Source organism: Alistipes sp. AF14-19 (assembly GCF_003461645.1).
Classification (GTDB): Bacteria; Bacteroidota; Bacteroidia; order Bacteroidales; family Rikenellaceae; genus Alistipes; species Alistipes shahii.
Map to the genome: position 1 here is coordinate 1 of NZ_QTXM01000029.1, position 22,955 is coordinate 22,955.

The following is a 22,955-nucleotide window of genomic DNA, read 5'->3' on the forward strand; positions in this document are numbered from 1 at the left end:
CACAACCTTTCATTTGTCATTTTACTAACTTTTTAATTCAACCAACGGGTAGAGGATAGGTGTTATATAATCTTTGAAGTTATCTTGACTCACAGGACCACGCAATATGTTGCATGCCTCAAACAGGAAGTTGTACAGATTCTGCACGCCTTCCATTTTAAGGGTTTTCTCGTCTTTGGGAACCAGAGATTCTTCTTTATTTTTCTTTTTTACCATAATATATTGCTATCATATGAAGATAGAGAACTATTTTGTAGAGTTAAGAAGCTCTTTTACATCTATATCGAGTACTCGAGCTATTTCTCGGAGTGTTGCCACATCGGGCTGGGAAGTATTAGTACACCATTTAGAAATGGTTGCAGGGTTTTTGCCTAAAACTTCCGCAAGCCATTTACTAGTTTTCTTCTTTTCTACAAGAACTACTTTTATTCTATTCATGTCGTTCATGACGTAATTTTTATTGCTTTGAACGCAAAGATAATTAAAAGTCTATTAAAAATCAGCAATTCCTATGATAAATCTTTCTTAAAAATGGATTTAACCCTTATTTGTATAAAATCAACTCACCGCTACCACCATATTTCTTGGTGATAGCGGTCTTTGAAAAGCTATCGGGAGCGCCCCTTATTCTGCTTCACACTGTATTTGGCCATAATGTATTTGACGGCATGTGAAAAGCATCTTCTTTGGAATGCAAAATCAGGTTCATCAGGTCTGCGACCATCCCAACGTAGGTCTGATTCATTTCCTCCGCCTCCACCCCCAGTTGGAACTACGTAATCTCCACCTATAAGAGCTGTTGCTACTGCACATAACTCATCACGTAAAGATGGTATCGAGAGGTAGTCAAAAGTCTTCAATGCCAAATTAGACCAGTAATTCATGCATTCCGTCAGCGTCTTGTTTTCTGCTTTTAACGTATGAACTTCTTTCATATCCACCAAAATATTCTGGCGAACAGCTTCAACTTGATTAGCGGCTTCATTTCTATAAAGTTCCTCCAATTTACGCCCCATAGCGGTAAATTGCTTCTCGATAATCGTATTTTGACGTTCCAACCACTTATCGGTTCCAAACATTGGCGGTTTCTCTGTAATCTGTGGAGCATTAAACTCAATCTTGTAATTCTTGAAAGGTCTATTCACAGAATGAATGTTTTGGATATCTTTCAGCAACGAGTCCAACTCCTGCTGCTTTATCATCAACTTGGTTTCCTTATCATCGAGTCTTTCTTGGCAATCATGTATCAAATCTTCAATGCACGCTTTCTTGTTTTGATATTCTGCCAATACAACACGTCCTGCAGCCAAATCTTTCTCCAAGATTTTTAATTCATCGGAAAACATTTGCATTTCAGCCTCGATATTATCCTTCATGGTTTGCAATCCTCTGATGGCTTTTTCCATCTTCTTCTGCTCCTTTGCGAGTTTACGGATATAATCTCGCTTATTCAGGTGCTGGATATTTCGACCTTCTACGCTGTCACCCCTCTCCAAACCGTATTTACTACCAACTTCTTCATAGAGTGAGGTATGCATTTCCTTGAGTATTGAACCATACTCATATTTATTCTTTCCGAATTTTGCAGACCACATCACACATTCACGACCACTTTTAGGACGTACCCCAACAGGAACAATAAGTGCATGAATATGTGGTGACGTTTCATCAAGATGAACCTGAAAGCCGATGATATTTTCTTTCCCATACCTACGACAACACCAATTATATACATCCAAAGCCCATTGCTCCACCTCTTTGCATCTATGTATATGGCTATTATCAGAATCTTTATCAAGTTTTAGGTCCTGAGTGCCAAATGCCATTTCCAATGTACGCTCTCGATTGCCACCAAAGATGAGACGAGCACAACAATTGGGTTGAATCTTACTATCCGCTTTGAATGGACGCCAACCAAGTTCATTTAGCCGTTCTTGCAAACGAACATCAAGTCTTTTATCCTGATAGCCCAAAGAGTGAATCTTACCATCGGGGCCAATCTCAAAATTAAGCCTCATTCTGGTTTTGTCGTAGTTATTAATAGAATCGTTGTTCTTAGAATCAATCATCTTATCGTCCCATCTTCTTTCGTTTTCATTGGCTTCTGCTGCGCCAAAAGATTTGCATGCATCTAAATGCATGGCTTGTTTAATACTTTCATTCATAGATCTAATGTTTTAAAAGTTACACATTTGAGCTTGCTCATTTAGAGTTGTGTTTGCCAACCACAAATGGGAGTTTCTTGCTGCAAGGCAAAAAGTCCTTATTGTGTTATGGATTTTATTTTAACTCCTGGACCAAGCTCCTTTGTTATTTAAGTTTTGTACAATCTAAGTGGACTCTGTCATCTGCTGAGCATCTATCAACTCCAAGCCTAAAGCATCAATGAGATTTTGTAAAAGAGGGTTCTTCTCAATCATCATTTGTAGAATCTGGTGTTTGGATGGAGAGAATAGATAGTAGTCAGAAATATCAAGTCCTTTGGATTGTTCTTCTTCAGTTGCTATCTGTTCAAGCATATCCGAGACTACAACTCTGCTGCAGATTCTTGTCAGAATTATCGATTTCTCTTTCCACAATTGCGTAGCTCCCAAATCAGGGATTAGAGTTACATCCCTACCTTTAAGACTGTGAACAAATTCTTCTTTGAAGCATCCATTAATGCCGCCAGTTGCCACCCAAACATAGTTCGGAATGAAGTGACTCATGACAATAGCCGTCTTTTCGCTTTCCACCAATATGACCGGTGCATCCGGATATCTTATCAATAGATGTTCGCCAAATAGACATTGCTTCAGATTGAAATCTTTAAGTTGTAGTTCACGATGCGCCCAGCTTACATAGCTGTGGGGTTCTTTAACCCTATGCCCTGTCTCAGAATTATAAAGTATAATCTTGCCAGAACGTACCTGCTCATTAGCATCAATTTGCCAAAAAACTGTTGCACCTCCCCATTTAGCCGATGTACCAACATGATATAAATGGAATACCCTTTGGGCTTCAGCTTCACCAAACACCCTACATAAATATTTGTATAAGGGATTCTTCTCAAAATGAGCAAGACTCGCATTAAAATACTCTAAGGGAATAAAAGAGGGTGGCACAATAATTTCTTTTTCATGAGTACTTTTCACAGGCTGTACATAATCACTAGACCGTTCTTCCTTGATGTTTGCATTGGGATTATCACGAAAGAAATCACGTGGAGTGTAATGATAACCACAACTGATTTCATGGTCACATTTCCCAACCTCATTGGAAAAACTTACAACTCCCTCTTCATCAACATATTTCACAAAACATCGAGGTCTCTCACAACTAGGGCAAGCAATCTTGCTTCCCAAACTATACTTTTGCAAATGAAATCTATACTTGCTCATGGATAGATAAGTTTATTCGTTTGCACTATGCACTTTTGCACTATGCTTTGTCTGTAATTCCTCAACTTGGGTTGAAAGTGCAATAGTGCAAGATGCATTTGATGTTTGGTGTTGAATTTTTCGATATTCGCCATGCTTGGTTTTTTCCAGAATTGGCTGCTTTGTCTGACAGAGTTTCTTTAATGCATAGAATACGGTTCTTCTGGGTATTTCATATATTTTCGCAGCAGCGATAGCATCGCTTGCTGTGAATGTATTACCCAACTGAGATAACCAGTCTTCTTTTACATCACCGATAGTATTAGACAAAAGTATCTCTTGTATCCTATGGTAAGTATCTTCATAGTAATCAACCATACGAATAGCGGATTTCACAGAAGACAGGCTTACTGGCTGCATATCTTCTTCGCCTACAGCCCATTTCATTATCTGAAATATCAAGGATAAACGTCCTGCATGGCCATTAAGTTTCATACTGCGACTCTCCACATCTGCATCATCGTCGATGCTATTAACATTATCAATGATATTGTTATACCAATCATAAAAATACACCTCTGCCTCCTCTGTCATTTCCAAAACTTTTGGTTCTGCAACATTCCTTATTTCATTAATCGTGCAGGGAATTTCAAGTACTTTGTTGAGAATAGTCGCCCATTGCCCTGCTATATCAGGTTTTGGGATACTATTATCATTTCTTCTCCATCTTGAAATCTTCCTGTCTTTTGGAAAAATAAAGATAAACCTATCAAGGAATCCGTTAGCAATGAACTCTTTTCTGAACACCTCATGTAACATGTTGGTCTGTACCGTTCCTATTACATTAATACACGGCGTTTTAACACGAATATGACGTGATGAGGACTTGCGTAGAACTTTAATCGTACCACCACTATAAGCTGTTAGCAGAAGTTCAATAAGATTATTATTGCCATTGTATCTCTTTGCAAAATTGAATAGCCCAATAATCTCGTCGACAATTATAGCTATCCCTCGTGGATTGCGCCAATGAGCTTCTACCATTGCTTCTGGTGTGAAGTCTGATATAATATTGGTCAACCACTTGGGCGCTTTCAATTTATCATTTCCTCCGTTCGCCTGCTTGGCACGCTCATATTTCTCAAGTTCCTCACTATATTTCTCGTCAAGACGATCATCCAAATCGTTAATAGGTTTGTAGAGGAAGTTAAGAGGAGGAGTTTTGCCTAAACCTGGTCGCCCAATAAGCATCATATAAAGAGATGGACTGTCTTTCCACTCATTTCTGATATTGATTTGGTATGAATTGCCTATGGCAGCCGCCATCGCAGATATAATAATGGATGCCACATACTCAACATTGAAATTTTCATGTCGAGAAAGGTTCAGAATAATTTCCTGAATTTTATCAGGGAAAACATCCAACGGCAATCCTCCATCAAGATTATGCTCTACCTTTGCTCGGAGCATATTGGTTAAATGCAACTTATCGACCATAGCCACCTCCTCTCCGTTGGGGTAGTTCATCACTTGCCGCAAAGGCATCATAGTGAAAATTACGAAGGAATCGGTCTACATCTTCTTGAGTATACCAATATTTGTCTCCTTGACGTGAATATCCAAGGTAACCATTATCACGCAATTTCTTTAGGTATTTCTCCTTTATACCCAATTTTGCCATCAGTGCCTTATTATCATATAGATGATTTTGGGGCATTTGATGTTGAGCCAAAGCCTTTTCCTGCTCCTCTACAGTGTGGAGGATTTTCTCCAGCAATTCCCGTTCACATAGGGACTCTACATTCTTAATTTTAGCCATATACTTAAACAATTATGGCTTGACGGTCCTGATGCACACTCGGACTTTAAGCCGGGTTATTTCGCTATGGTACGATTGTGCACGTCGTCCATAGCTGCCACGAAAGTAGCGAACCTTTAGGACCTCGAATGTTATGGTAGATTAGTTAGTGTGTTATGAATAATGTTAGGGTAAGTTATGTTGAAGTTATGATTGAGACGCAACTATCTGATTATAAATAAAAAAGAGTAGCCGTTTAGCTACTCAAAAAATTTATCAATCTCTGTTGATTTTACTGGGACTGCTAGGTCTTTCCTATTTTGTCGGGATTGCCCTAGCCCCGAGATGTCAAACAAATTATTTAGCTCTGTGTCCGGGAAAAAAGTTTCTCCAAACTTCCAGGATCCTTTATCATCAAATTTTGAAGGTATTGGTTTGTCCCCACAATAAATACGCCCACACATATACGCCAAAAGAACTTTTGATTCGTTCCATTTATAGTGTGTGCCATCTTCTTTCATATAACCAGCTTCTATGGCCTTTGCAAAAACTTTACGAGCCAATTCTGTATCCAATGTTTCAGAAAGAATAATTTCAGCATCAACAGATACAACTTCTTCCACATTCATAATATTTTTCTCACGAAGAATTTCTGCACCAATAACTAATGCAGCTGCTGAAATCAGAAACATAATTGTGCCCCAAAACTCTGATGAGCCAGTTTCGTTATCGCTGACAGGATTTACAATTCCAAGTCCAACGAGTAATAATGTGCCTACGAATAATGTAATTGCACTTGACCATAGAATTACTCTTGCGTATTTTTTGAAGACGAAGGCAATTGCCAACAAGATAACACAAAGACCAATATTAAGAAATATAATCTGCAACATACTTCATTCAAATTATTTCTAGAGTTTTAAATTCATCTTTTAAACGTGCCACCTCAGTAGAAAGAGTTTCCGGAAGAAATCTTGCATAAACTTTCTCTGTAACATCGGTACTACCATGTCCTAAAAGGCGACTTACTACAGTCATTGACAAACCTTTGTTTAATGCAAACACTGCAAATGAGTGTCTAGCTACATGCATTGACAAATTAAACGGCAGCCCAATCTGTTCACCCACTACCACAAGTGACTGATTGATGCATTTCGTGGCATTATTACGAGCTTTATAAAGGGCTTCAGCATCATCTAGGTCTAATTCTTCTTTCACAAGATTGAATACATATTTGCAGCCTTCCCGTTTTTCTTGCCACTGTCTTAAGATAGATATAGCTTGCTCTGTAAGAGGAATCACATGGCGTTTGTTTGTCTTAATCATAATTTTTCTCAACTCTTTCTTCTCAAAGTTGATATGCCCCCATTGCAATGTCATTACATCCACAACACGAAGTCCGCAAGCATGGAAAGCAAAGAAGAAAATCTCCAGAAACTCTTTCCTGCGTGGTTCAGGGCAGGTTTTGTAGTATTCCAATAGAGCAAGTAATTGTTCTTTATTCAGACTCTTCCCATCAAATTCACTTTCCTCTTCCGACAAAGATACCTTAGTAATAATACGCATATCCTGTATTCGTGCATTGACAGAAGGTTCCAGCATACCCATCTCACATGCGTAAGCACATGCTTTTAATATTGGTGTTAAAGAGTGATTGATTGTTGCATCACTATTCTGCTTTATCTCTCTACGCCACAAAATATATGCATCCAATAATTCAGGAGTGATATCGCCGACATAGATAGAATCGGTACGATATGTACCCTGTTTCGTAGAACGAAGGAAGGTTTGGAATATATTCATTCCGCTTTTACCGTTTTCATATCGACTACGGCCAATCTTGTTTCTTGAGTATTCTGAATAAAGACGCTCCAATGTGAACTCAACAAAATCTTTTCCTTGGTCTGGGCGTGTCAATGGCTTATCTGCAAGGAATCCCGAAATAATGTCAGCAGTGATTTGATTGGGATGCTTTTCATTATACTCAGCAAGCATAGAGTCAATCCGCTCAACACGTGCCAATAACAGTTGATTGAGACGTTTGTACTCAGATCCATAACTGACACGAATTTCTCCACGACCTTGATTGCCGTTCTGATTCCAGTCGGTTTCCTTAACAAAGACATTTGTTGTCTTACGTATAATTTGTCTATTCCAAGTATATTCCAACTCAATAGGGTAGGCTTTATTTTTGTCAGACTCCTTCGGAGTACGGAGACGATATTTGCCCAACGGATATAATCTCTTCGGTCTTCCCATACGCTTCCTTTCGTTTTAATATTCCTGAGGATGCACAAAGGTAGTGTATTTTAGACAAACAAACCCTATTTTCAAGAAGGAAAATTGCATTTTAGACAAACAAACCGCACCATTCAAACCTATAAAACACCAGCGGGACAAACAAATTATTTTTGCTTATCCCGCTGATATTTAAGTGATTAACTTAGATTTTCCTTCTTAATACTCCTCCTCGTTGAAGAAGAAATCGTCCTTGGAGGGGTAGTCGGGCCAGATGTCTTCGATAGATTCGTAGATTTCACCCTCGTCTTCTATCTCCTGCAGGTTTTCGAGCACTTCGAGCGGCGCACCCGAACGTACTGCATAGTCGATGAGTTCATCTTTCGTTGCGGGCCAGGGGGCATCTTCGAGTTTCGATGCCAGTTCAAGTGTCCAATACATGATTCGGTAAAGTTTTATCTCTCTGAATTTTCCGGAAAAACAAGGCTTTTCCTTACAGGGATGCAAAGGTAAAGCAAAAAAACGATGCCCGCAAACGGAACGATCCCCACGGCCTACATTCCGGACGTTCGAATGTCCTAACATCCGATTTCTACGGATGTGTCCGGCGTATAGGACTATGCGGTATCCCGGGGAGAAGAACCGAAAATCGCAACGAGAATTCCGATCCCCGCAAAGGTTCGTGAATCCGAACCGGAGATATGTCGCCGCCCGAGGTATCCGGGAAGACAGCATGCCGCCGTACAGCCGCCGACGGACTTTTTCCAGACACTGACAGCGTCGTAAAGAATTTCCGCAATGTAAAATCGGATATTATCCGGTATAACCTATATGGAATTTTCGTATCTTTATGGAAACCTAAAACCTATCGAATCATGAAATTCTTCATCGACACAGCCAATTTGGAGCAGATCCGCAAGGCGCACGAACTGGGCGTTCTGGACGGCGTAACGACCAATCCTTCTCTGATGGCCAAAGAGAACATCCGGGGTACGGAGAACTGCAACCGTCATTACGTTGAAATCTGTAACATCGTCGAAGGGGACGTGAGCGCCGAGGTCATAGCCACCGACTTCGAAGGAATGGTGCGAGAGGGTGAGGCGCTGGCGGCGCTGCATCCCCGCATCGTCGTGAAACTGCCCTGCACGGCCGCAGGAATACGGGCCGTGAAATATTTCGCGGCGAAGAATATCCGGACGAACTGCACGCTGGTATTCTCCGTGGGGCAGGCGCTGTTGGCGGCAAAGGCCGGAGCGACCTACGTATCTCCGTTCGTGGGACGTCTCGACGACATCTCCGAAGACGGCGTAGCATTGGTAGCCCACATCGTGAAGGTCTACCGCACCTACGGTTACAAAACGCAGGTGCTGGCCGCTTCGATCCGTCATACGCAGCATATTATCCAGTGTCTCGATGCGGGCGCCGATGTGGCGACATGCCCCCTTGCGGCAATCGAAGGGCTGCTCAGACATCCGCTGACGGACAGCGGGCTGGAGAAGTTCCTCGCAGACCATGCACGCCTGAATGCCTGACGGGTCACCGGCAGCGATAAAACGGCAACGCCCCGATTCGAACATCCGAATCGGGGCGTTGTGGCAATCATTTCTTTTCCAAAAGCCGCTGGAAGGCGGGAGAAGGCTTAAATGCAGGAATGTCGTGTGCCGGAATTTTGATCGTCGTATTCTTCGTAATGTTACGCGCCGTCTTTTCTTTGCGATGCTTAATCAGGAACGTACCAAAACCGCGGAGGAAAACGTTTTCCTTGCGGATCTGTGCGGCTCGCACCTCTTCCATGAAACCTTCCACGACGGCTAAAACGGTTGCGGCCTCGACGCCCGTTTCCCGGGCGATCTGCTTTATGATATCTGCTTTGGTCATGTTTTGTAAGTTTTTATCCGATAAAGGTAAACAAACTTTTGAGCTTAAAAAAACTCATCGGCAGTCCAACGATTATACCAACAGGTTTATTGTATTGCCGCAGGACGGCACATAATGATAATTAGAAAGTAAAATCCGGGTTCGGACATTTTTAACTTGGATACGGATTCATCTCTTCCGGCCCCGTTTCATAGAGGTCGTATCCTTGTCCTCCGCTACGGGAAGTTTCTGTTCTTTTAACGGCCACTGCGAAAAAATATGCTCTTGGCGGACTGTCATCTCTTTCAGTCGTCGGGCGATCTGCTTCCAGTCGTATTCGAAATTCAGCATGACGATATCCTCACCGAAATCGATGTCATCGAAATATGTGAGTGCCTTGAACGGGCGGATGACATTTGCCTGCGGAAATTTTCGTTCGTAGCATTTGAGCATCTCATAAAACGGGATGCGGGTGGACAGACAGGCGATATCCACGAAATCTTTGAGCCGCGAACCGTCGTCGGCTATCGCAGACAGCTTCATGGCGACGATATCCTCGATGCTGTATAAACGGATTCCGGATTCCGCATAGGGCTGCCGGAGATATGCATATTTGTGAGCTATGCAGTCGATCTTAACGCCGTCGATCATGCCTTTCAGCGTGTCGGGGCGCCTGAAGGCCGTTTGGAATCCGTATCGCTGCGAAAGAAACGCTTCGAGTTCCCCGGCGTCGAACGACTCCGGAGTGAACAGATCCAGATCGACACTCACACGATGCCCCAGATATAAGGCCAAAGCCGTACCTCCGGCCAGATTGAACGCCGCAAGCCGGGGCTCGGCCTCCAACTGTTTCAACAACCCAAGTGTCTGCGGCGCAACTGTCTGCGTGTGTAACATCTCAATTCCTCTTTTTTAAGGCCGAAAGCCGTACATACGAAATTCATATCCTGCGCCGAGAGTGTCGGAACCTCTTTGATAATTTCCCGGAAGCCTTCGATGCCTCCGTAGAGGTCGAACGCCGCGAAGTAGTCCCGGAGCCATCCCCGTTCTATGATGCGCTGCACGACGACCTTACGCGAACGCTGCCAGTCGAACTGCGTCAAGTCATAGTCCCAAAGTAATGTCTTTGAGACCTTGCAGCAGCCTTTATTTCGGATATAGTCATCGAATATGGTCATGGGCCGGAGTTCGTTTCGCTTTACAAATATACGAATTATCCTGATGATATGCAATTTCCGTGCTTTGTCCGGCATACGCCTTCAAGAGTTGTGTCTTATCGCTCGTCATTCGCCGCAGCAAACATGGGACAAATCGGATATACACTCCCCGACGAAGGTCGGATACGGTGGTACGGACATCTCCGAACCGATTGTCCCTGTCTGCAGCATAGCGCAAAATTTTCATACGCATAAATAACCGGTTTTTCAGGTGTGGGTCGCCCAGCCGTGAAAGGGACGGTCGATAAAACAGCACGACCGATCCGGACATCCATGATAAACCAATCCGCCGACAACGCCCAGACTTCCGTCGGGATAGCGTTCCTTGAAGAGGAACGAATAGGGCGCGAAGTCCCTGTAAAGTTCTATCTCGCACGGATGATGGGGATTTTGCTCCCAGCGTTCGAGCCGTTGCAGACACTCTTCGAGCGTCTTGTCGCCGATACTCTCGGCGTATTGCACTACCTTATCGTAGTGCTCCTGACACATGATTTTCATAATAATCAAATCTTAGAATTTTGTTTATTTCCCCATTTCGGGGTGTTGTTCCAGAAAGAGCATCCGCTGCCGGATATAATGCAGCAGCGGTTCTCCGTCGCCGACAGATTCCATAATGTTGTTCGTTCCGCCAATATCCTTCAGCACTTTCAATGAGAAAGAATTGTGTATCTGCCCCGAATCGAACTGCAAGTCGTGTCCGGACTCGGTAAAGGTGATGCAGACAGGTCTTCCCCGCTTCGTTCTGCCGAAAACCGTGATAGCACCACGCAGGTCTGTCGGATAGAACCCGTCGTTGTTCTCCCAGTCGATCTCAGGAGTCAGGCGGGCGATCTCCGCCATGACCGGCCGAAGCAGCCCTTCCGTCCAATGCGGATTATTCAGCCGCTCCCGTTCCTGCTTCAGATGTTCAATCTCCCAATCGATCTCCTTGCGGCGCTTGTCGCACTGCGTTTTATGCAGGCGGTAACGTGTAATGATATTCTCAATAGCATTCATCTTTTCAGGTATATTATGCATACCAACTGCACCGCAGGGGCTGCCCGCCCCATTTCCACGCAGTACGGTATGAGTCGATGCGGATATAATTTTTCGACAGACGGTGCGTATGGGTCTTGCCCTTGAAAACATCGGGCAGCGGGACGGTCGTTCCGCACATATAGCCGTCTTCGGTAGTTCGCTGGTCGAGCTGCCGCAGGTCTACCGCGCTGCCGCGGATCGCTATGACCTGATAGAAGTCGATATTGGTCTGCTCCCAGCCCCACGATGCATAAAGTATGTCACCGACGCGCAGCGAACGGCGGAACTCCTCACTCGACCGCGCTACGGCTTCGTCATGGCGGCGGAACCGCTCGGCCTCCTGCCGGATACGCTCCATAGCTTTGTCGTATTCTTCCGGGGTGTGGGCCTTGTAGACATACCGGGGGCGCTACATCCCCGGCGTCCATGCCGCGATACAACGGCCGTTACGGCCCTGAAACCGGACAAGCGAGATATTATAGATCAATTCGGGAGCGAAGCCCGTCCCCTGAGCGAGACGCTCGGCGTTCTTGTTGATGCGATAGGTTTTCATTGTTTCTGAGATTTAAGATTTTGGGTATCTTCTTCTACGATTCGGAAGTTTTCGGGATTCCAGCCCTTTGCGACCAGCGCGGCTTGCGCGTCGAGGACGCTCGGAAAGATGCGGCGCCTCTGCCGCGAAAAAGAGATGTATCCGACATAAATACGCCGCACAGGGCTTCTTTGATATTCGAGGTGGCAGCGGCACGGAACGGGCCGATAGTGCAGGAAGCCCCGCATGCGCAGCAGCAGGCCACGTTCGTACTCCTTGTCCTCGCGGCAGCGTTCCCACGCCTCGTATTTGTCGATGCCGTCGGTCAGCAGCGTGTAACCGACAGCCCGGTCATAGCGGGTTCGGCCCTGCCAAAGGCCCTTGAAAAAAAGCGACAGCAGTTCCAGTTCGAGCGTCGGACGGCCTTTCGTGCGCAGCGTTTCTGTCAGGGATACGACCTCGTCGTAACGGAAGTCGAGCGGGCGGATGTTGTTCGCCGCCATGCGCACCATCACCCGCAGGTCGGGGGTAATAGTGATACGTGTTATAATCTGATAGCTCATAATGATATGCAATTAAAAGACCGCAGCTTTAGGGCTGCGGCCTGATTTGACAATACGTGAAGTGTCGTGTTATTTCGGATTGGTCGTGTCCCGGAGCTTCAATCCGAAATCGCCGCAGGCCGTACGCAGATCTTCGCTGAACTTGCTGCTCTCGCAATAATAATCGCCCATCCGTCCGGCCAACTCCTGCAGATCGCTGTCTGTAATCGTCGCAGTATCGTATCCGTGTCTTTCGAGTACCGCACGGTTCAGAAAGGCGATGTCGAACTCCGCATTCGGATCGTCCTTGTTCGGAACGCTTTGCAGCTTCTCAGCGGTGAACCTGTAAATCTCGTCGAGGAACTCCTTCTCCGTCCAATCCGTATCCTCATGCTGCCGGGAGAACTCGTCGCCCCAGGCAATGAGCGTCGCGGCCGTATCGCGGGAGTTGTCCGAGGGCCGGAATTTCCTGCGCCCAGCTTCATAGGCGATATCGACCAGCGCCTCGGCATAGTCGCGCAGGGACACATTGCCCGGAAGCGCTGCGGACTGCCTTTTCATAAAGGCAGTAATGGCCTCGGCATAGATCCGAAGCTGCAAACGGTCGCGCTCCGCGGCGGCTTCGTCGCGGTTCAGCCCGAATTCCGGGGATTCATGGCCATCGAGGAAGTTCTGCAATTCACCCAGCCGGAAAACGTCGTAGCGCGTAGGATATTCCGGCAGGCAGCGTTCCACAAAATCTTCCGTAAGATCGCTTGTCGTCTGCGGCGCAGCTTCGGCGGACGGGATGAAATCGTATTCTTCCAGCCATTCGACGATGCCTTGCAGGGTATCGCAGGAGAGATTTTCAAGCGGAAGCGGGAAATCATCCCCGCCGTTCATCAGGCAGACGGGAGTCAGCCCGTCCTCACAAAATTCGAGGGAGATTACATTGCGATAAAGACCGTCGTATCTGATTGTAAGGGGCGACTCGTAATACTCTTCATAGGCGAGGCCGTCCGTATCTGCCAGCCTCTCGCGGTCTGTCGCATCGGCCGAATAGGTTCCCAGGCGCCCTTGCCGGCTGGCGATGACCGAGCGGATCACACCGATCTGATAAGTGCGCAGTTTTTCGAGTGTTTCTTTGTTTTTCATAATCATAGAGAATCAAGTTATTTATAAGAAAATTCCGGTCTGACGAAATAACAGACCGTGGTGTGCCGCCCGTGATCCTTAACGAGTTTTACGGGTTGGGGCGCGTTGTAGATGCGCCGCTCTGTAACGGGAGCATCGAGCGCATCCCATTTCTCTTGCGATACGGCGGTCTGCTCGTCCCGATAGCACCAGACGATGACGGATTTCGGGTAGGGAGCTGCGAATGCGGTTCCTTCGTAATCAGAAAGAAACATTTGAAATTCCTTCTCCGTCCGAAACGAAATGCAGTCGCCCCGGTAAAGATCGCTGCTTCGGCACTCCGTATCCTTGTAAAGGCTGATCTTGCGCCATTTCTCGGTCGAGAAATCGCCGTAAAGCGATTCCGGTTCCCGGTATTCCCACAACGGCACCTCGGCGCAGAACCGGACGACTCCGTTGCCGCAGGCGCCGCAATGTCCCCAAGCACAGAAATCCCCCGGCACAGCACCGGAAGGCTTCAGCTCTTGCGGCATCACGGCTGTAAAAGGCCCTCCGCTGACCGCGCAGCCGATGCCGCCGGCTGTCATCCACACGAAGGGAACGTATGGGCACAGGCAGATCGAGCGCGTTCCATCTTCACGGACAGCCTCGATCAGGGCGTTGCCGTGGAAGTCACCGTGGCGCGTGGTATAGCGCACCCGGTCGCCGACCTGCGGGACACGTGGGTTGCGGGTGCGTTCGATATGACGCACCAAAGCATTGGCGGCATCTACATCCGCCTGCGTCAGGTGGTGTTCATGGTCGTAAAGCGTATTCATCGACAGCAGCGTTTCGCAGCTGTACCGATCTTCGGCTTTGGATTGTTGCATATTGCTGATAATGAAAGCGCCGCGGCCCAAAGGTCGCGGCGCGGGTTGAACAATCGTTTATATTCGGTTTTTGGATCAGGCGGCTTCGGCCGGAATCGCTCCCGGGGGTGCCGGCTCCTGTTCGCAGGCCAGCCGTTCGGAGATCATCCGCGCGGCACGGTTCACGTCCGTGAGGATGTCGAACAGGTAGGTCGGCTCTTTATGGAACTCCGCCAGCCAGTCCTTGATATAGGCGGCGCTCTCCTCACGAGGCGTCGTAGCGAAGCCCAGCATCGCACCGCACAAAGCCGCCGTAAGTTCGGCGACCAACTCTTCGCGGATGTAGTCGGCATCTCCGTAGCAAGCGCCAAAAGGACGGTTCAGACGCTCCGCATGCCCCGTACTGTGCGTGACCTCGTGAAGAAGCGTGGTCCAAAAGGCCGCACTCTCCGGAAACTGCCGTTTTTCGGGGCAGACGATCCGGTCGAGCGTCGGTGAATAGGACGCCCTGTTGCCGGATTTGAGCAGGATGGGACAGAGCCACGACTGCTCCGCCAGCATCCGATCGAGCACCTCGCATGTCAGACCGTCCGAGTAGTCTTTCGGCCCGGTCGGTGTCGTAAGCGAAGCGTAGCGCTCCGGCTGCTGTTCCGACATATCCGTCTGGTCGATGTTGAAGACCGGGTAATAGCGCATCACGGGCAGCACGTCGTATTGCCGCCGCTGCTCCTGCGGCAGGCGGTAATAGTCCGCCAACTCAATCTTCTTGCGGGTCTCCTTATGGCGGATATACAGCTTCCAGAAGAAGACCGGGAACGAACCGGAGCCTTTGAGGATGTTCAGACCCTCCTCCTTGGCCTGCTTGAACGTCATAAAAAGCGGCGTACTGTAGCCTGCGATCTCCGAGAGGAACAGCAGCATCAGGATATTCCCGCCCCGGTAGGGCGTGCCGCGCAGATTGCGCGGAAGACCGTGCGCAAGGTCGGCGATCCACGGCTTGCGCCACTCCTCGGTGAGCGTCTCCATTTTCTTTATCATCAGCTCCGTCAACTGCGGAGCGATCTTTTCAATCAGATTCTTATTCATGGCTCTTATCTTTACGTTATTCTTCCTCCGGAGCGGTAGCTTGCCGCCAGAGACGGATCTTCTCGTCGTTCGTCCTGCCGTTCCACCACATGTCGCAGGCATCGCGGAAAGCCTTGCGATCATCCTTCGGGCTGAAATTTTCCGGATTCAGTCCGGTGATAATTTCCCGGTCTTCTTCTGTCGTTCCGTCATTCCACCACGGCTCGACCGTATCGGACATCAATTCGCTTTCGCGGATCTGGTACGTGTGCTCTTCGCATCCGTCGCACCACAAATCATCCTGCTCGGGAGCTGCCGGTGCAACTTGTCCCGTATTGCTGTCCACCCATGTTCGGTAGGACACTTCGAGCGAACCGCATTCTTCGCAGCGCCATGGATCGGCGGACGTTTCGACTGCCGGGTTTTCCGGAATGGACTCTTGTTCCGGAATCTCTGAAATCTTATTCATAGCAATAATAATGAAAAGACGGAGCAGGCTATGTCTGCTCCGTCGGTTATTTAGTTCATGTTGTTACTATGCCGCCGTTTTCATCTCCTCCGGCATTCGGGTGTCGGGTTCGATATCGGGATCCAGCGGAATAATAAGCGGCTCCGGCGACGGCTCTGCGTCGGGCATCTCGTCCGGCACCAGATCCGGGAGTTCCTCGGGCTCGAAGTCCGGAGTCTCCTGCATCGAAGCGACCTTTTCTTCCGCTTCGGCTTTTGCCTGCAAAGCATCGATCTGCTCCTGAAGACGGGCTTTGCGACGCTCGTAGACTTTCAGATACTCTTGCTGCACCTTCTGGCTCTGCTCCGTGAAGTTCATATCCGCGAAGCGGCACATCATTCCCGTCAGGAGCGTTTCGTCCGTACAACGAAAGTCCGGAGCCGCCGAGCGGAAGTAGTCCACCAGATACGCGCGGACCAGCGCCGCCTGTTGCTTGGCCGTGATACGTCCCGCCGCGGCAAATTGCTCTCGGTCGGTCAGGTAAGAGCCCTCCTTAGGCCGGAAACCGCACTGACGGAGTTTCGAATCGCTCATCACGCGCTGCATCACGGCGTAGTAGAACATCTGCTGCTCCTCCTTCTGCAAGGGCTTGTTCGCAACCTTCACATCGAGGAAGACACGCTTCATATCGGTCGTGATATGCTCGTAGCAGATTTCCCGGTAACGACGCTCCTGTTGCAACAGCCCCTCCAGCGGCGAAGGCGGAACGACGGTGACGAAGACCTTATGCTCATCGTCCTGCCCCTCGTTTACTGTCACTTCCCGCTCCTCGTCTCCGATCTCTTCGTAGCGGATTTCAATATCGAGGTTGCCGATGACGGCGTATTTGCGCACGCGCCCTTCCGAGATGTCGAACTCCAACTGCTGCGTCTGTTCCGTAAAGCGGATCATCCGGATCTCATGCCTCTCCTGAGCCTCGGCAAAATCCACCTCTGACACGTAATTTTCGGCCTGCGGAACGTCGGGCATCTGCGGAGCTTTGTCGTAGTAACCGGCATTGTATTCCAGTTCTTCGACGTGGTAGCCCTCCTGTTCGAGTGCTTCGAGCACTGCGGCAGGCGTTTCGCCGTCTGTGGCCAGTGTCGTACGCGGATCGTCCTTGAGGAGTTTCACGGCCTTCTGTACCAAAAACTCGTTGTTCTTGCGGATCATGCACTCGCGGTTTTGACAGCCCGCGCAACCGCCCGTACATTCGTCCTTGAACAACACCTGATTGGCCGTATTGTGCTGGCAGGAAAGGCACTCCGTCTTATCGAAGTTGTAGCTTTCCAGCTTGGTCATATAACGCTCGTAGAGCCGCCGGGCGATCTCCTTGATCCGCGCCGTCTTCCACGAGTTGTAACACCCCTCGGCGAAATGATCGTTGTAGACCTCCTGCTGGATGTCGGCGGGATATTTGGCGATCTCTGTAGCGACGCCCACCGAAATCTCCTCTTTGTCGAGCATCCCGGCCAAGGCGTCGATCAGTTCGCAGAGTTTTAGACGCGAGCGGATGTAGGCTTCCGACTTGCCGAACTTGCCCACGAGGCTCTCGACCGTATGCCGTCCCGACTGAAGGGCCCGCTTGTAGGCAGCGGCTTCCTCGCGCGGCCGCACGTCCTCGCGCTGCAGGTTCTCCGTGATGGCGGCATCCTCGGCCTCGGCGTCCGACAACTCCCGGATAAGGGCCGGGATGAATTTCAGGCCCGCCATTGCAGCCGCCCAATAGCGGCGCTCGCCGTAGACGATCTCGAAGCCCTCGTCCCTCGGACGCACGCAGATAGGTTGAAGAACGCCCGACTGTTTGATGCTCTCGGCAAGTTCCAGCAGCGTATCCTCGCGGAAATTCTTGCGGGGATTGTAGGTCGAATTGACGATTTTGTTCAGATCCAGCAGCCGGACATCCGTCTCGGGATGGGCTGCCGGTTGTTCGGCAGGACTGGTTTCTGCGACAGGATTCACAGCTCCGATATCCGTTGCCTGCGGTTCGGCGGGTTTCATGTCGGGACTCCCGGCTGCAACCGGGTCTTGCGCTTGCGCCGCAACGGCCTCGGAAACGGCCGGCGTCCGAACTGCGGTCTTACCGCTCTGCTTCGATTTCGAATTTGCTTTCGCAGTCTGCATAACATGTAACAGTTTTTACCGTGTGTCTCACGTGTTTTCTGCTCGCACGAATTTTATTGTTTTTATCGCGCAAGCAATGAATAATATGTTATGAGGCTTTATATCCCGAACGGATCGGTTGCCTCGGGAAGATTCATAAGCCCGCGGCGCAGGCGCAGGGACGGAAAAATACCGCAGCTCTCGGCGAGGATGATTTTTCCGCCCCGGAGCCGGAGAGGGAGGCCTGGCCGACCGGCCCGGGATTATCTTTCCCGGGGCAACCGGCAGGATAGGTAATTTCCATTTATCTTTGCCGTGACAAACATCGGAAGCAGCAGCTTCGATGTCATATTGAAACCCGTCATTTCTGGGTATAATCGGATCGAAGCATCCGGCAATATCCTGCATTCGGTCGGATTCATCTCCGTTTCCGGTATATATCTCCGGAAAATTTGCCGGTTCCATACGAACAGTTAATTTTGTAATAGATTCAGTTTATCGGAATGCGTAAATCGGTATTCATACTGCTAACGGTTTTCACGGCCTGCCTGCTCTGCAAGGAGTCGGAGAATATGCCGGGCACCTCTCGGAAATTCATGGATGAAACATTCCTAAACCGTGAGGAGGAGAATTTACTTGCCAGGCAATGGCAATGTGAATATATCTATTCCGATTTAAGTTTCACCAGTGTCTTGCCGGAGGCCAAAAAGACACGCTCGACCGTATCCATGTTCCGGCACGGAGCCCATAGGCGCTTGCGTGCCACGGTTTTATCAATGTGTTGCGTCACATACGGGATTTCGGGCGTCGCAGGACTCGCAGCAAGGGTACACGGAAAAGGTTTCGTGGCCGGCCTACATGCCGTAGACTATTACGTCTATCGCCTGCACCGGCTCATTATTTAGCCATATGGCAAGAAGACTCGCAAAGGCCGGGTAAAAACATGGAATGTCCGGAAAACGGGAAAGTTGTATGTCCTGTTTTCGGGGGAATAAAATGCCCGGCTGTCTCACGCTCGAAATTCGTTTTTTATACGTGTCGCCCCGATGCATATACGATAAATATCGCTCCGGACGGCTCTGTTCTTTCGGAGAATCCTAAAGATGGAGATTTACGATGTACCGATATGCTGACGCGTTCCGTTGTTCACGACGGAATTTTTTATGTTTTGAAGAGAGCTGTCGTGATCTCACACAACGGCCTGTACGGGTAGATGAAAAGTGTCTTTGGAGGGAGTTTTCGGTATTCCCATATGACGGTATAAACACTCCGGACACCGTTTCCCAACAGTATCCGGAGCTGACAAAATTGTGCTTGCGGTATTTTGCACAGGATAAAAATACGGATTCTTTTCGAAAGCAGCAAGCCGTGCCCCGGTTTTTCAGCTTCCGGCGGTTCATCCTCGAGAATTTGCGTTTCTTATATCGCCGCCCGTTTTAGCAATTTTTCCCGCGGGCCGATATTCGGTTTGTATATTTTAATAGACCGAAAATAATTATTTTGGAGTCCTGAAAAACATAATCTCCGTAAGCTGTATGGTAGAATTGGATAAAAGCCAAAAGAAAATTGCCCGAACACTCATAAGCCGGGCCTTGGAGCGTGAATGCTGTACCTTTCTGGCGAAACTCAAACGACTCCTGCAGGATGAAAAAGCGCAGTCCTGCCATGAGAAATATTTGGAAATATATAAGAGCATACAGACATTCGACAAAGATATAAGTCGTCAGTATGACGGTCTGAACGGCTCCCGCTATGCTTTGACGGTATTCAGCCTTTTCTATAACGGAATCCTTACGGAGAAGGATCTCTCGGAATTCGACGACAGAACCCGGGAAGCGTTCTTGGAGCACAGACGGCAGTGGAATCTGGAGTTGTAAGCCGGCAGCACGGACATATACCGCATATGAACCCGGCATGCAGAACCCGAAGGAGCCTCGCAGAAAAATTCTTTCGGGAATGGAATGCCGTGCACCGAGGGAACCGGCCGAAAAAAATAGCATCACAAAGCTGTTTTTGTGAAAAAATATCTATTTTTGGATCGTGTTAAACTACTAAATTCCATACGACCATGAATGAACTGGTAAAGACTATCGACGAGCTGTATGCGGCATTCAAGACCGACGCAGAGCTTCAGGCGGGAAAAAACAACAAAGCTGCGGGACTGCGCGCCCGTAAGGTGTCGCTGGAGCTTGAGAAGAAACTCAAGGAATTCCGGAAAACGTCGCTTGCGGCAGCTGCCAAATAGCTCGTTTTCATCGCATGACGCAGGGTGTTCTTTCGAAGGACACCCTTTTTTGTCCCGGCGGTTTCGGCCTTACCGGCGGAGGAAATGACGGCAGCCCTGTCGAAGATTCAGCCCCGGAGTTTCCCGTCGGTCGTCAGGGAGGGATTCAACCGCTCCCGAAGGCTCGTATTGCGTTTCAGCACGGACATATTGTGGACGGCATAGGCCAAGGCTTTCGTCGCACCGATCAGCACGCAGATCTTTTTGGCGCGCGTGATACCCGTATAGATCAGGTTGCGCTGGAGCATCACGAAGTGGGTCATCAGTACCGGCATGACCACGATCGGGTATTCCGACCCTTGGGCCTTGTGGATCGTCGTGGCGTAGGCCAGCGTCAGTTCGTCGAGTTCCGTGACATCGTACTCGACCCATTTGCCGTCGAAATCGACTTTCAACGTCCTCTCCTCCGTATCCACCTCCCGGATATAACCCAGATCGCCGTTGAACACATCCTTGTCGTAGTTGTTGCGCTGCTGCATCACACGATCGCCCTGACGATAGGTATAGCCGCCGCGATTGAGGCTCGGGCCCGAAGGATTCAGTGCCTGCTGCAACAGCAGGTTCAGGTTCGCAGCGCCCACGATACGGCTGTCATTGTCGAAATATCGCACGGCCAGTGCCGCCATCTGGCAGGCCGTGCGGTCGGGTGTCAGGTATTGCGAAGCATAGACGCCCTTGCGGCGCTGCCGCTCGCACATTGCATCATACGGCCAGTTATCGCCGCCGTAGAGGAATGGCAGGTCATTGTGCTGCTGCCAATAATCGAGAATCTCCGGCAGCGTATCCGGCCAATAGAAATTGCGCCGCAGATAGTAATTCTGAAGCGCATAGCGTTTTGTGATTCTTTCAAAGATTTTCATTGGATCAGGTTTTAGGGTTACTCTTTTTTCTGCCGCGGCACCGCAATCCAGTCGGGATTCAGCGTCATACGCCAATCGGGATCGCCATTGCGGTAAGCGAGGAGCTGGGCGGCGTAATCGTGAGCTTCACGGGAATTTTGGGCCCGATAGTGAAACATCCATTTCTGACCGCACCGGGGACATTCCCAGACGACCATCGTACCGGCAGAGGTCTCGGCAAGGCCCAGCATGCAAGGTACTACGTATAGTGCGGCGGTTCGAAATCACATTCATAACAGGTATAAATACCGCGGTTATAGCGTCCCTGCGGTGGAACGCGCAGGGACAAAGGAATATCGATCATATAAGTATATGGTTTAGGTGTTCGTATCTTCAGGCGAAGCCGCGACTCCGTCGTCTTGGCAATAGTCGAATTTCATCAGCTTTGCGACACGGGCGTACTCCTTATCGTAATACGTATCGTATTCCTTTTGATATTCCTCCTTGTAATGGGTTCCGCTGTCGGGATCGTCAGGGTCATCGGCTTCGACAAATGTTTCGAAAGGTGCATCGTGCGCATTCAGCAGTCGTCCGACGGCCAGATCGCAGGCAATATCCATAATCGACGCGTTGATCGCGTCCTTATGGTTACGGTAATATTCGTGTAAATTCATGGTTTCGTTCATTAAAATGTTCTTGGTTTGAGTTATTCCGGTCGATATCGGAAGGTTGTCCGTGATACAAGTTCCGTCTGCGGCCGAGTAAATCATAACCGTAGGATCTCCGTTATTGTTTTCTATGTCCAGTGGATATTCCGTTCCGGGAATTTGATAAGCAGCATCTTCCTGATAGGTCGGATCGTTTGACAGTTCGTCGAGTTGGCCGTCAGCACACAGGTCCTTGATTTTCCGGACAGCCGTTTCGAGATTCTCGGCTTCAAAACTGAAATACCGGCAATCTATGACAGTAATTTTTTGATTCCGATAAAATTCATAGCGTTTCATTGCGCGATTATTTGAGGTTAATACTTCGATACTTCCAGTCCTTTTTTCGTCATGCTCATCGAGAAGCCCGCCTCATGGAGCTGTTTCAGCACCGAAGCATTGCTCTCATGGATAAGAAGCGGATAGACTTGGGAGTAGTTGTCGGCGATCGGTGTGTTGAACGACACCGTGATCCGGTTGTTCCGGGTGATGATTTCCAGCGCACGCCGGAAATCGGATTCCTGCATATTCATTCGAAAGCGTTTTTAATGATTATCGGGTACAGCTTGAAAGCCGCACGCAGGGTAAAGTACCCGTGGAAGGTATAACTGACCTTCAGTTTGAATTTTCGTTGCATAGTATTTAAAAGTTATTGTTTTCAGACCATTCGTCGAAAGCCGTCGCATCGTAGAGGCCGTACCGGCGTATTTCGGCGTATGCCTGTCCTTCCCGGAGCAAGGGCTGCCGGGAGACGAACGTTCCTGTGAAGTTTGCAAGAGCCAACGGAACGAGCCACTGAAAATCGCTGCCCCTACCGCCCATGACCTCGCACGAGTGAAAATCTGCGGGAAGGGTTTCGGAATCGAGACGAGACATGGTGAAAAGGGCCGGAATACCATTGATCTCGGCCTCGCGGAAATCCCTGATATCCGCGAAAGGAATGGATGATTCG

Annotated in this window: 28 protein-coding genes and 1 pseudogene; 3 read left to right on the top strand and 26 right to left on the bottom strand. The window is 48.7% G+C overall.

Going from position 1 to position 22,955, the window contains the following annotated elements; translation table 11 throughout:
* Positions 1-24: 24 nt before the first annotated feature.
* The 9 genes from DWW03_RS15370 to DWW03_RS15410 form a co-directional block, all read right to left on the bottom strand.
* The gene (locus DWW03_RS15370) at positions 25-216 is read right to left on the bottom strand and encodes a type I restriction-modification system subunit M N-terminal domain-containing protein (protein ID WP_259302001.1); all 192 of its coding nucleotides are present in this window, start codon (positions 214-216) and stop codon (positions 25-27) included.
* Positions 217-246: 30 nt separating this feature from the next.
* A complete protein-coding gene (locus tag DWW03_RS15375; RefSeq protein WP_005675360.1) occupies positions 247-447 on the bottom strand; it encodes a helix-turn-helix transcriptional regulator in 201 nt (66 codons plus the stop codon).
* Between the two features lie 161 nt (positions 448-608).
* Positions 609-2,165, bottom strand: coding sequence for a MobV family relaxase (mobV, locus tag DWW03_RS15380; protein ID WP_008765401.1), 1,557 nt, complete (start codon positions 2,163-2,165; stop codon positions 609-611).
* A 165-nt stretch (positions 2,166-2,330) separates the two neighbouring features.
* Positions 2,331-3,380, bottom strand: a complete 1,050-nt coding sequence (locus DWW03_RS15385) for a DUF6371 domain-containing protein (protein ID WP_118058510.1) — start codon at positions 3,378-3,380, stop codon at positions 2,331-2,333.
* A 12-nt stretch (positions 3,381-3,392) separates the two neighbouring features.
* Positions 3,393-4,856, bottom strand: coding sequence for a DUF3987 domain-containing protein (locus tag DWW03_RS15390; protein WP_032840825.1), 1,464 nt, complete (start codon positions 4,854-4,856; stop codon positions 3,393-3,395).
* Positions 4,846-5,178: a helix-turn-helix domain-containing protein gene (locus DWW03_RS15395; protein WP_008765398.1), complete on the bottom strand. Its 333-nt coding sequence runs from the start codon at positions 5,176-5,178 to the stop codon at positions 4,846-4,848. The genes DWW03_RS15390 and DWW03_RS15395 overlap by 11 nt, the downstream gene beginning before the upstream one ends.
* Positions 5,179-5,417: 239 nt before the next feature.
* Positions 5,418-6,050: a hypothetical protein gene (locus DWW03_RS15400; RefSeq protein WP_008765397.1), complete on the bottom strand. Its 633-nt coding sequence runs from the start codon at positions 6,048-6,050 to the stop codon at positions 5,418-5,420.
* Between the two features lie 7 nt (positions 6,051-6,057).
* Complete coding sequence (locus DWW03_RS15405) at positions 6,058-7,416, bottom strand: tyrosine-type recombinase/integrase (protein ID WP_008765396.1); 1,359 nt, start codon at positions 7,414-7,416, stop codon at positions 6,058-6,060.
* 198 nt (positions 7,417-7,614) lie between these two features.
* Positions 7,615-7,836, bottom strand: a complete 222-nt coding sequence (locus tag DWW03_RS15410; protein WP_009597992.1) for a DUF2795 domain-containing protein — start codon at positions 7,834-7,836, stop codon at positions 7,615-7,617.
* A 434-nt stretch (positions 7,837-8,270) separates the two neighbouring features.
* Between DWW03_RS15410 and fsa the strand changes: the two genes are divergently transcribed.
* Positions 8,271-8,927 (top strand): fructose-6-phosphate aldolase, encoded by a 657-nt coding sequence (gene fsa / locus DWW03_RS15415; protein ID WP_014774785.1) that lies wholly within the window; start codon positions 8,271-8,273, stop codon positions 8,925-8,927.
* 67 nt (positions 8,928-8,994) lie between these two features.
* On the opposite strand, the gene DWW03_RS15420 is transcribed toward fsa, so the two are convergent.
* The 13 genes from DWW03_RS15420 to DWW03_RS15475 all read right to left on the bottom strand — a co-directional run bounded on the left by DWW03_RS15420 (position 8,995) and on the right by DWW03_RS15475 (position 18,197).
* The gene (locus DWW03_RS15420; protein WP_118406994.1) at positions 8,995-9,273 is read right to left on the bottom strand and encodes an HU family DNA-binding protein; all 279 of its coding nucleotides are present in this window, start codon (positions 9,271-9,273) and stop codon (positions 8,995-8,997) included.
* Positions 9,274-9,441: 168 nt separating this feature from the next.
* The gene (locus DWW03_RS15425; RefSeq protein ID WP_022333584.1) at positions 9,442-10,149 is read right to left on the bottom strand and encodes a nucleotidyl transferase AbiEii/AbiGii toxin family protein; all 708 of its coding nucleotides are present in this window, start codon (positions 10,147-10,149) and stop codon (positions 9,442-9,444) included.
* The gene (locus tag DWW03_RS15430; protein WP_014774786.1) at positions 10,104-10,430 is read right to left on the bottom strand and encodes a DUF6922 domain-containing protein; all 327 of its coding nucleotides are present in this window, start codon (positions 10,428-10,430) and stop codon (positions 10,104-10,106) included. Before DWW03_RS15430 ends, DWW03_RS15425 begins: the two co-directional genes overlap by 46 nt.
* Positions 10,431-10,676: 246 nt before the next feature.
* Positions 10,677-10,967 (bottom strand): DUF4120 family protein, encoded by a 291-nt coding sequence (locus tag DWW03_RS15435; RefSeq protein ID WP_118406995.1) that lies wholly within the window; start codon positions 10,965-10,967, stop codon positions 10,677-10,679.
* 24 nt (positions 10,968-10,991) lie between these two features.
* The gene (locus DWW03_RS15440) at positions 10,992-11,465 is read right to left on the bottom strand and encodes a hypothetical protein (RefSeq protein WP_229096095.1); all 474 of its coding nucleotides are present in this window, start codon (positions 11,463-11,465) and stop codon (positions 10,992-10,994) included.
* Between the two features lie 13 nt (positions 11,466-11,478).
* Positions 11,479-11,844: a hypothetical protein gene (locus DWW03_RS15445; protein ID WP_118406996.1), complete on the bottom strand. Its 366-nt coding sequence runs from the start codon at positions 11,842-11,844 to the stop codon at positions 11,479-11,481.
* A gap of 51 nt (positions 11,845-11,895) precedes the next feature.
* Positions 11,896-12,039, bottom strand: a complete 144-nt coding sequence (locus DWW03_RS16720) for a hypothetical protein (protein WP_156326291.1) — start codon at positions 12,037-12,039, stop codon at positions 11,896-11,898.
* Complete coding sequence (locus DWW03_RS15450; protein ID WP_118406997.1) at positions 12,036-12,581, bottom strand: hypothetical protein; 546 nt, start codon at positions 12,579-12,581, stop codon at positions 12,036-12,038. The genes DWW03_RS16720 and DWW03_RS15450 overlap by 4 nt, the downstream gene beginning before the upstream one ends.
* Before the next feature lie 69 nt (positions 12,582-12,650).
* On the bottom strand, positions 12,651-13,694 hold the full coding sequence (locus DWW03_RS15455; protein WP_229096093.1) for a hypothetical protein: 1,044 nt from the start codon (positions 13,692-13,694) through the stop codon (positions 12,651-12,653).
* A gap of 17 nt (positions 13,695-13,711) precedes the next feature.
* Positions 13,712-14,542, bottom strand: a complete 831-nt coding sequence (locus tag DWW03_RS15460; protein ID WP_118407009.1) for a DUF4121 family protein — start codon at positions 14,540-14,542, stop codon at positions 13,712-13,714.
* A gap of 75 nt (positions 14,543-14,617) precedes the next feature.
* Positions 14,618-15,607 carry an ArdC family protein gene (locus DWW03_RS15465; RefSeq protein ID WP_118406999.1) on the bottom strand — a complete coding sequence of 330 codons (990 nt, stop codon included), beginning with the start codon at positions 15,605-15,607 and terminating at the stop codon, positions 14,618-14,620.
* Between the two features lie 16 nt (positions 15,608-15,623).
* Complete coding sequence (locus DWW03_RS15470; RefSeq protein WP_009596289.1) at positions 15,624-16,055, bottom strand: hypothetical protein; 432 nt, start codon at positions 16,053-16,055, stop codon at positions 15,624-15,626.
* Positions 16,056-16,121: 66 nt separating this feature from the next.
* Positions 16,122-18,197, bottom strand: a complete 2,076-nt coding sequence (locus DWW03_RS15475) for a ParB/RepB/Spo0J family partition protein (RefSeq protein ID WP_118407000.1) — start codon at positions 18,195-18,197, stop codon at positions 16,122-16,124.
* A gap of 1,514 nt (positions 18,198-19,711) precedes the next feature.
* On the opposite strand from DWW03_RS15475, the gene DWW03_RS15485 reads away from it, so the two are divergent.
* Positions 19,712-20,053 carry a hypothetical protein gene (locus DWW03_RS15485; protein ID WP_015545962.1) on the top strand — a complete coding sequence of 114 codons (342 nt, stop codon included), beginning with the start codon at positions 19,712-19,714 and terminating at the stop codon, positions 20,051-20,053.
* A gap of 191 nt (positions 20,054-20,244) precedes the next feature.
* The gene (locus DWW03_RS15490; protein ID WP_009597166.1) at positions 20,245-20,421 is read left to right on the top strand and encodes a histone H1; all 177 of its coding nucleotides are present in this window, start codon (positions 20,245-20,247) and stop codon (positions 20,419-20,421) included.
* A gap of 107 nt (positions 20,422-20,528) precedes the next feature.
* On the opposite strand, the pseudogene DWW03_RS15495 reads toward DWW03_RS15490, so the two are convergent.
* The 4 genes and pseudogenes from DWW03_RS15495 to DWW03_RS15520 all read right to left on the bottom strand — a co-directional run.
* Positions 20,529-21,044 (bottom strand): annotated as a pseudogene (locus DWW03_RS15495) (ATP-dependent RecD-like DNA helicase); the annotation flags it as partial.
* Positions 21,045-21,676: 632 nt separating this feature from the next.
* Positions 21,677-22,303: a hypothetical protein gene (locus DWW03_RS16955; RefSeq protein ID WP_259302002.1), complete on the bottom strand. Its 627-nt coding sequence runs from the start codon at positions 22,301-22,303 to the stop codon at positions 21,677-21,679.
* 17 nt (positions 22,304-22,320) lie between these two features.
* Complete coding sequence (locus DWW03_RS15515) at positions 22,321-22,536, bottom strand: hypothetical protein (RefSeq protein ID WP_118407003.1); 216 nt, start codon at positions 22,534-22,536, stop codon at positions 22,321-22,323.
* A 109-nt stretch (positions 22,537-22,645) separates the two neighbouring features.
* The coding region (locus tag DWW03_RS15520; protein WP_118407011.1) for an LPD28 domain-containing protein at positions 22,646-22,955 on the bottom strand (310 nt) is incomplete at its 5' end.

Coding starts and splice junctions, on each gene's coding strand:
- DWW03_RS15370 (WP_259302001.1), bottom strand. CDS start 216: ATGGTAAAAAAGAAAAATAAAGAAGAATCTCTGGTTCCCAAAGACGAG.
- DWW03_RS15375 (WP_005675360.1), bottom strand. CDS start 447: ATGAACGACATGAATAGAATAAAAGTAGTTCTTGTAGAAAAGAAGAAA.
- mobV (WP_008765401.1), bottom strand. CDS start 2,165: ATGAATGAAAGTATTAAACAAGCCATGCATTTAGATGCATGCAAATCT.
- DWW03_RS15385 (WP_118058510.1), bottom strand. CDS start 3,380: ATGAGCAAGTATAGATTTCATTTGCAAAAGTATAGTTTGGGAAGCAAG.
- DWW03_RS15390 (WP_032840825.1), bottom strand. CDS start 4,856: ATGGTCGATAAGTTGCATTTAACCAATATGCTCCGAGCAAAGGTAGAG.
- DWW03_RS15395 (WP_008765398.1), bottom strand. CDS start 5,178: ATGGCTAAAATTAAGAATGTAGAGTCCCTATGTGAACGGGAATTGCTG.
- DWW03_RS15400 (WP_008765397.1), bottom strand. CDS start 6,050: ATGTTGCAGATTATATTTCTTAATATTGGTCTTTGTGTTATCTTGTTG.
- DWW03_RS15405 (WP_008765396.1), bottom strand. CDS start 7,416: ATGGGAAGACCGAAGAGATTATATCCGTTGGGCAAATATCGTCTCCGT.
- DWW03_RS15410 (WP_009597992.1), bottom strand. CDS start 7,836: ATGTATTGGACACTTGAACTGGCATCGAAACTCGAAGATGCCCCCTGG.
- fsa (WP_014774785.1), top strand. CDS start 8,271: ATGAAATTCTTCATCGACACAGCCAATTTGGAGCAGATCCGCAAGGCG.
- DWW03_RS15420 (WP_118406994.1), bottom strand. CDS start 9,273: ATGACCAAAGCAGATATCATAAAGCAGATCGCCCGGGAAACGGGCGTC.
- DWW03_RS15425 (WP_022333584.1), bottom strand. CDS start 10,149: ATGTTACACACGCAGACAGTTGCGCCGCAGACACTTGGGTTGTTGAAA.
- DWW03_RS15430 (WP_014774786.1), bottom strand. CDS start 10,430: ATGACCATATTCGATGACTATATCCGAAATAAAGGCTGCTGCAAGGTC.
- DWW03_RS15435 (WP_118406995.1), bottom strand. CDS start 10,967: ATGAAAATCATGTGTCAGGAGCACTACGATAAGGTAGTGCAATACGCC.
- DWW03_RS15440 (WP_229096095.1), bottom strand. CDS start 11,465: ATGAATGCTATTGAGAATATCATTACACGTTACCGCCTGCATAAAACG.
- DWW03_RS15445 (WP_118406996.1), bottom strand. CDS start 11,844: ATGGAGCGTATCCGGCAGGAGGCCGAGCGGTTCCGCCGCCATGACGAA.
- DWW03_RS16720 (WP_156326291.1), bottom strand. CDS start 12,039: ATGAAAACCTATCGCATCAACAAGAACGCCGAGCGTCTCGCTCAGGGG.
- DWW03_RS15450 (WP_118406997.1), bottom strand. CDS start 12,581: ATGAGCTATCAGATTATAACACGTATCACTATTACCCCCGACCTGCGG.
- DWW03_RS15455 (WP_229096093.1), bottom strand. CDS start 13,694: ATGAAAAACAAAGAAACACTCGAAAAACTGCGCACTTATCAGATCGGT.
- DWW03_RS15460 (WP_118407009.1), bottom strand. CDS start 14,542: ATGCAACAATCCAAAGCCGAAGATCGGTACAGCTGCGAAACGCTGCTG.
- DWW03_RS15465 (WP_118406999.1), bottom strand. CDS start 15,607: ATGAATAAGAATCTGATTGAAAAGATCGCTCCGCAGTTGACGGAGCTG.
- DWW03_RS15470 (WP_009596289.1), bottom strand. CDS start 16,055: ATGAATAAGATTTCAGAGATTCCGGAACAAGAGTCCATTCCGGAAAAC.
- DWW03_RS15475 (WP_118407000.1), bottom strand. CDS start 18,197: ATGCAGACTGCGAAAGCAAATTCGAAATCGAAGCAGAGCGGTAAGACC.
- DWW03_RS15485 (WP_015545962.1), top strand. CDS start 19,712: ATGGTAGAATTGGATAAAAGCCAAAAGAAAATTGCCCGAACACTCATA.
- DWW03_RS15490 (WP_009597166.1), top strand. CDS start 20,245: ATGAATGAACTGGTAAAGACTATCGACGAGCTGTATGCGGCATTCAAG.
- DWW03_RS16955 (WP_259302002.1), bottom strand. CDS start 22,303: ATGAAACGCTATGAATTTTATCGGAATCAAAAAATTACTGTCATAGAT.
- DWW03_RS15515 (WP_118407003.1), bottom strand. CDS start 22,536: ATGAATATGCAGGAATCCGATTTCCGGCGTGCGCTGGAAATCATCACC.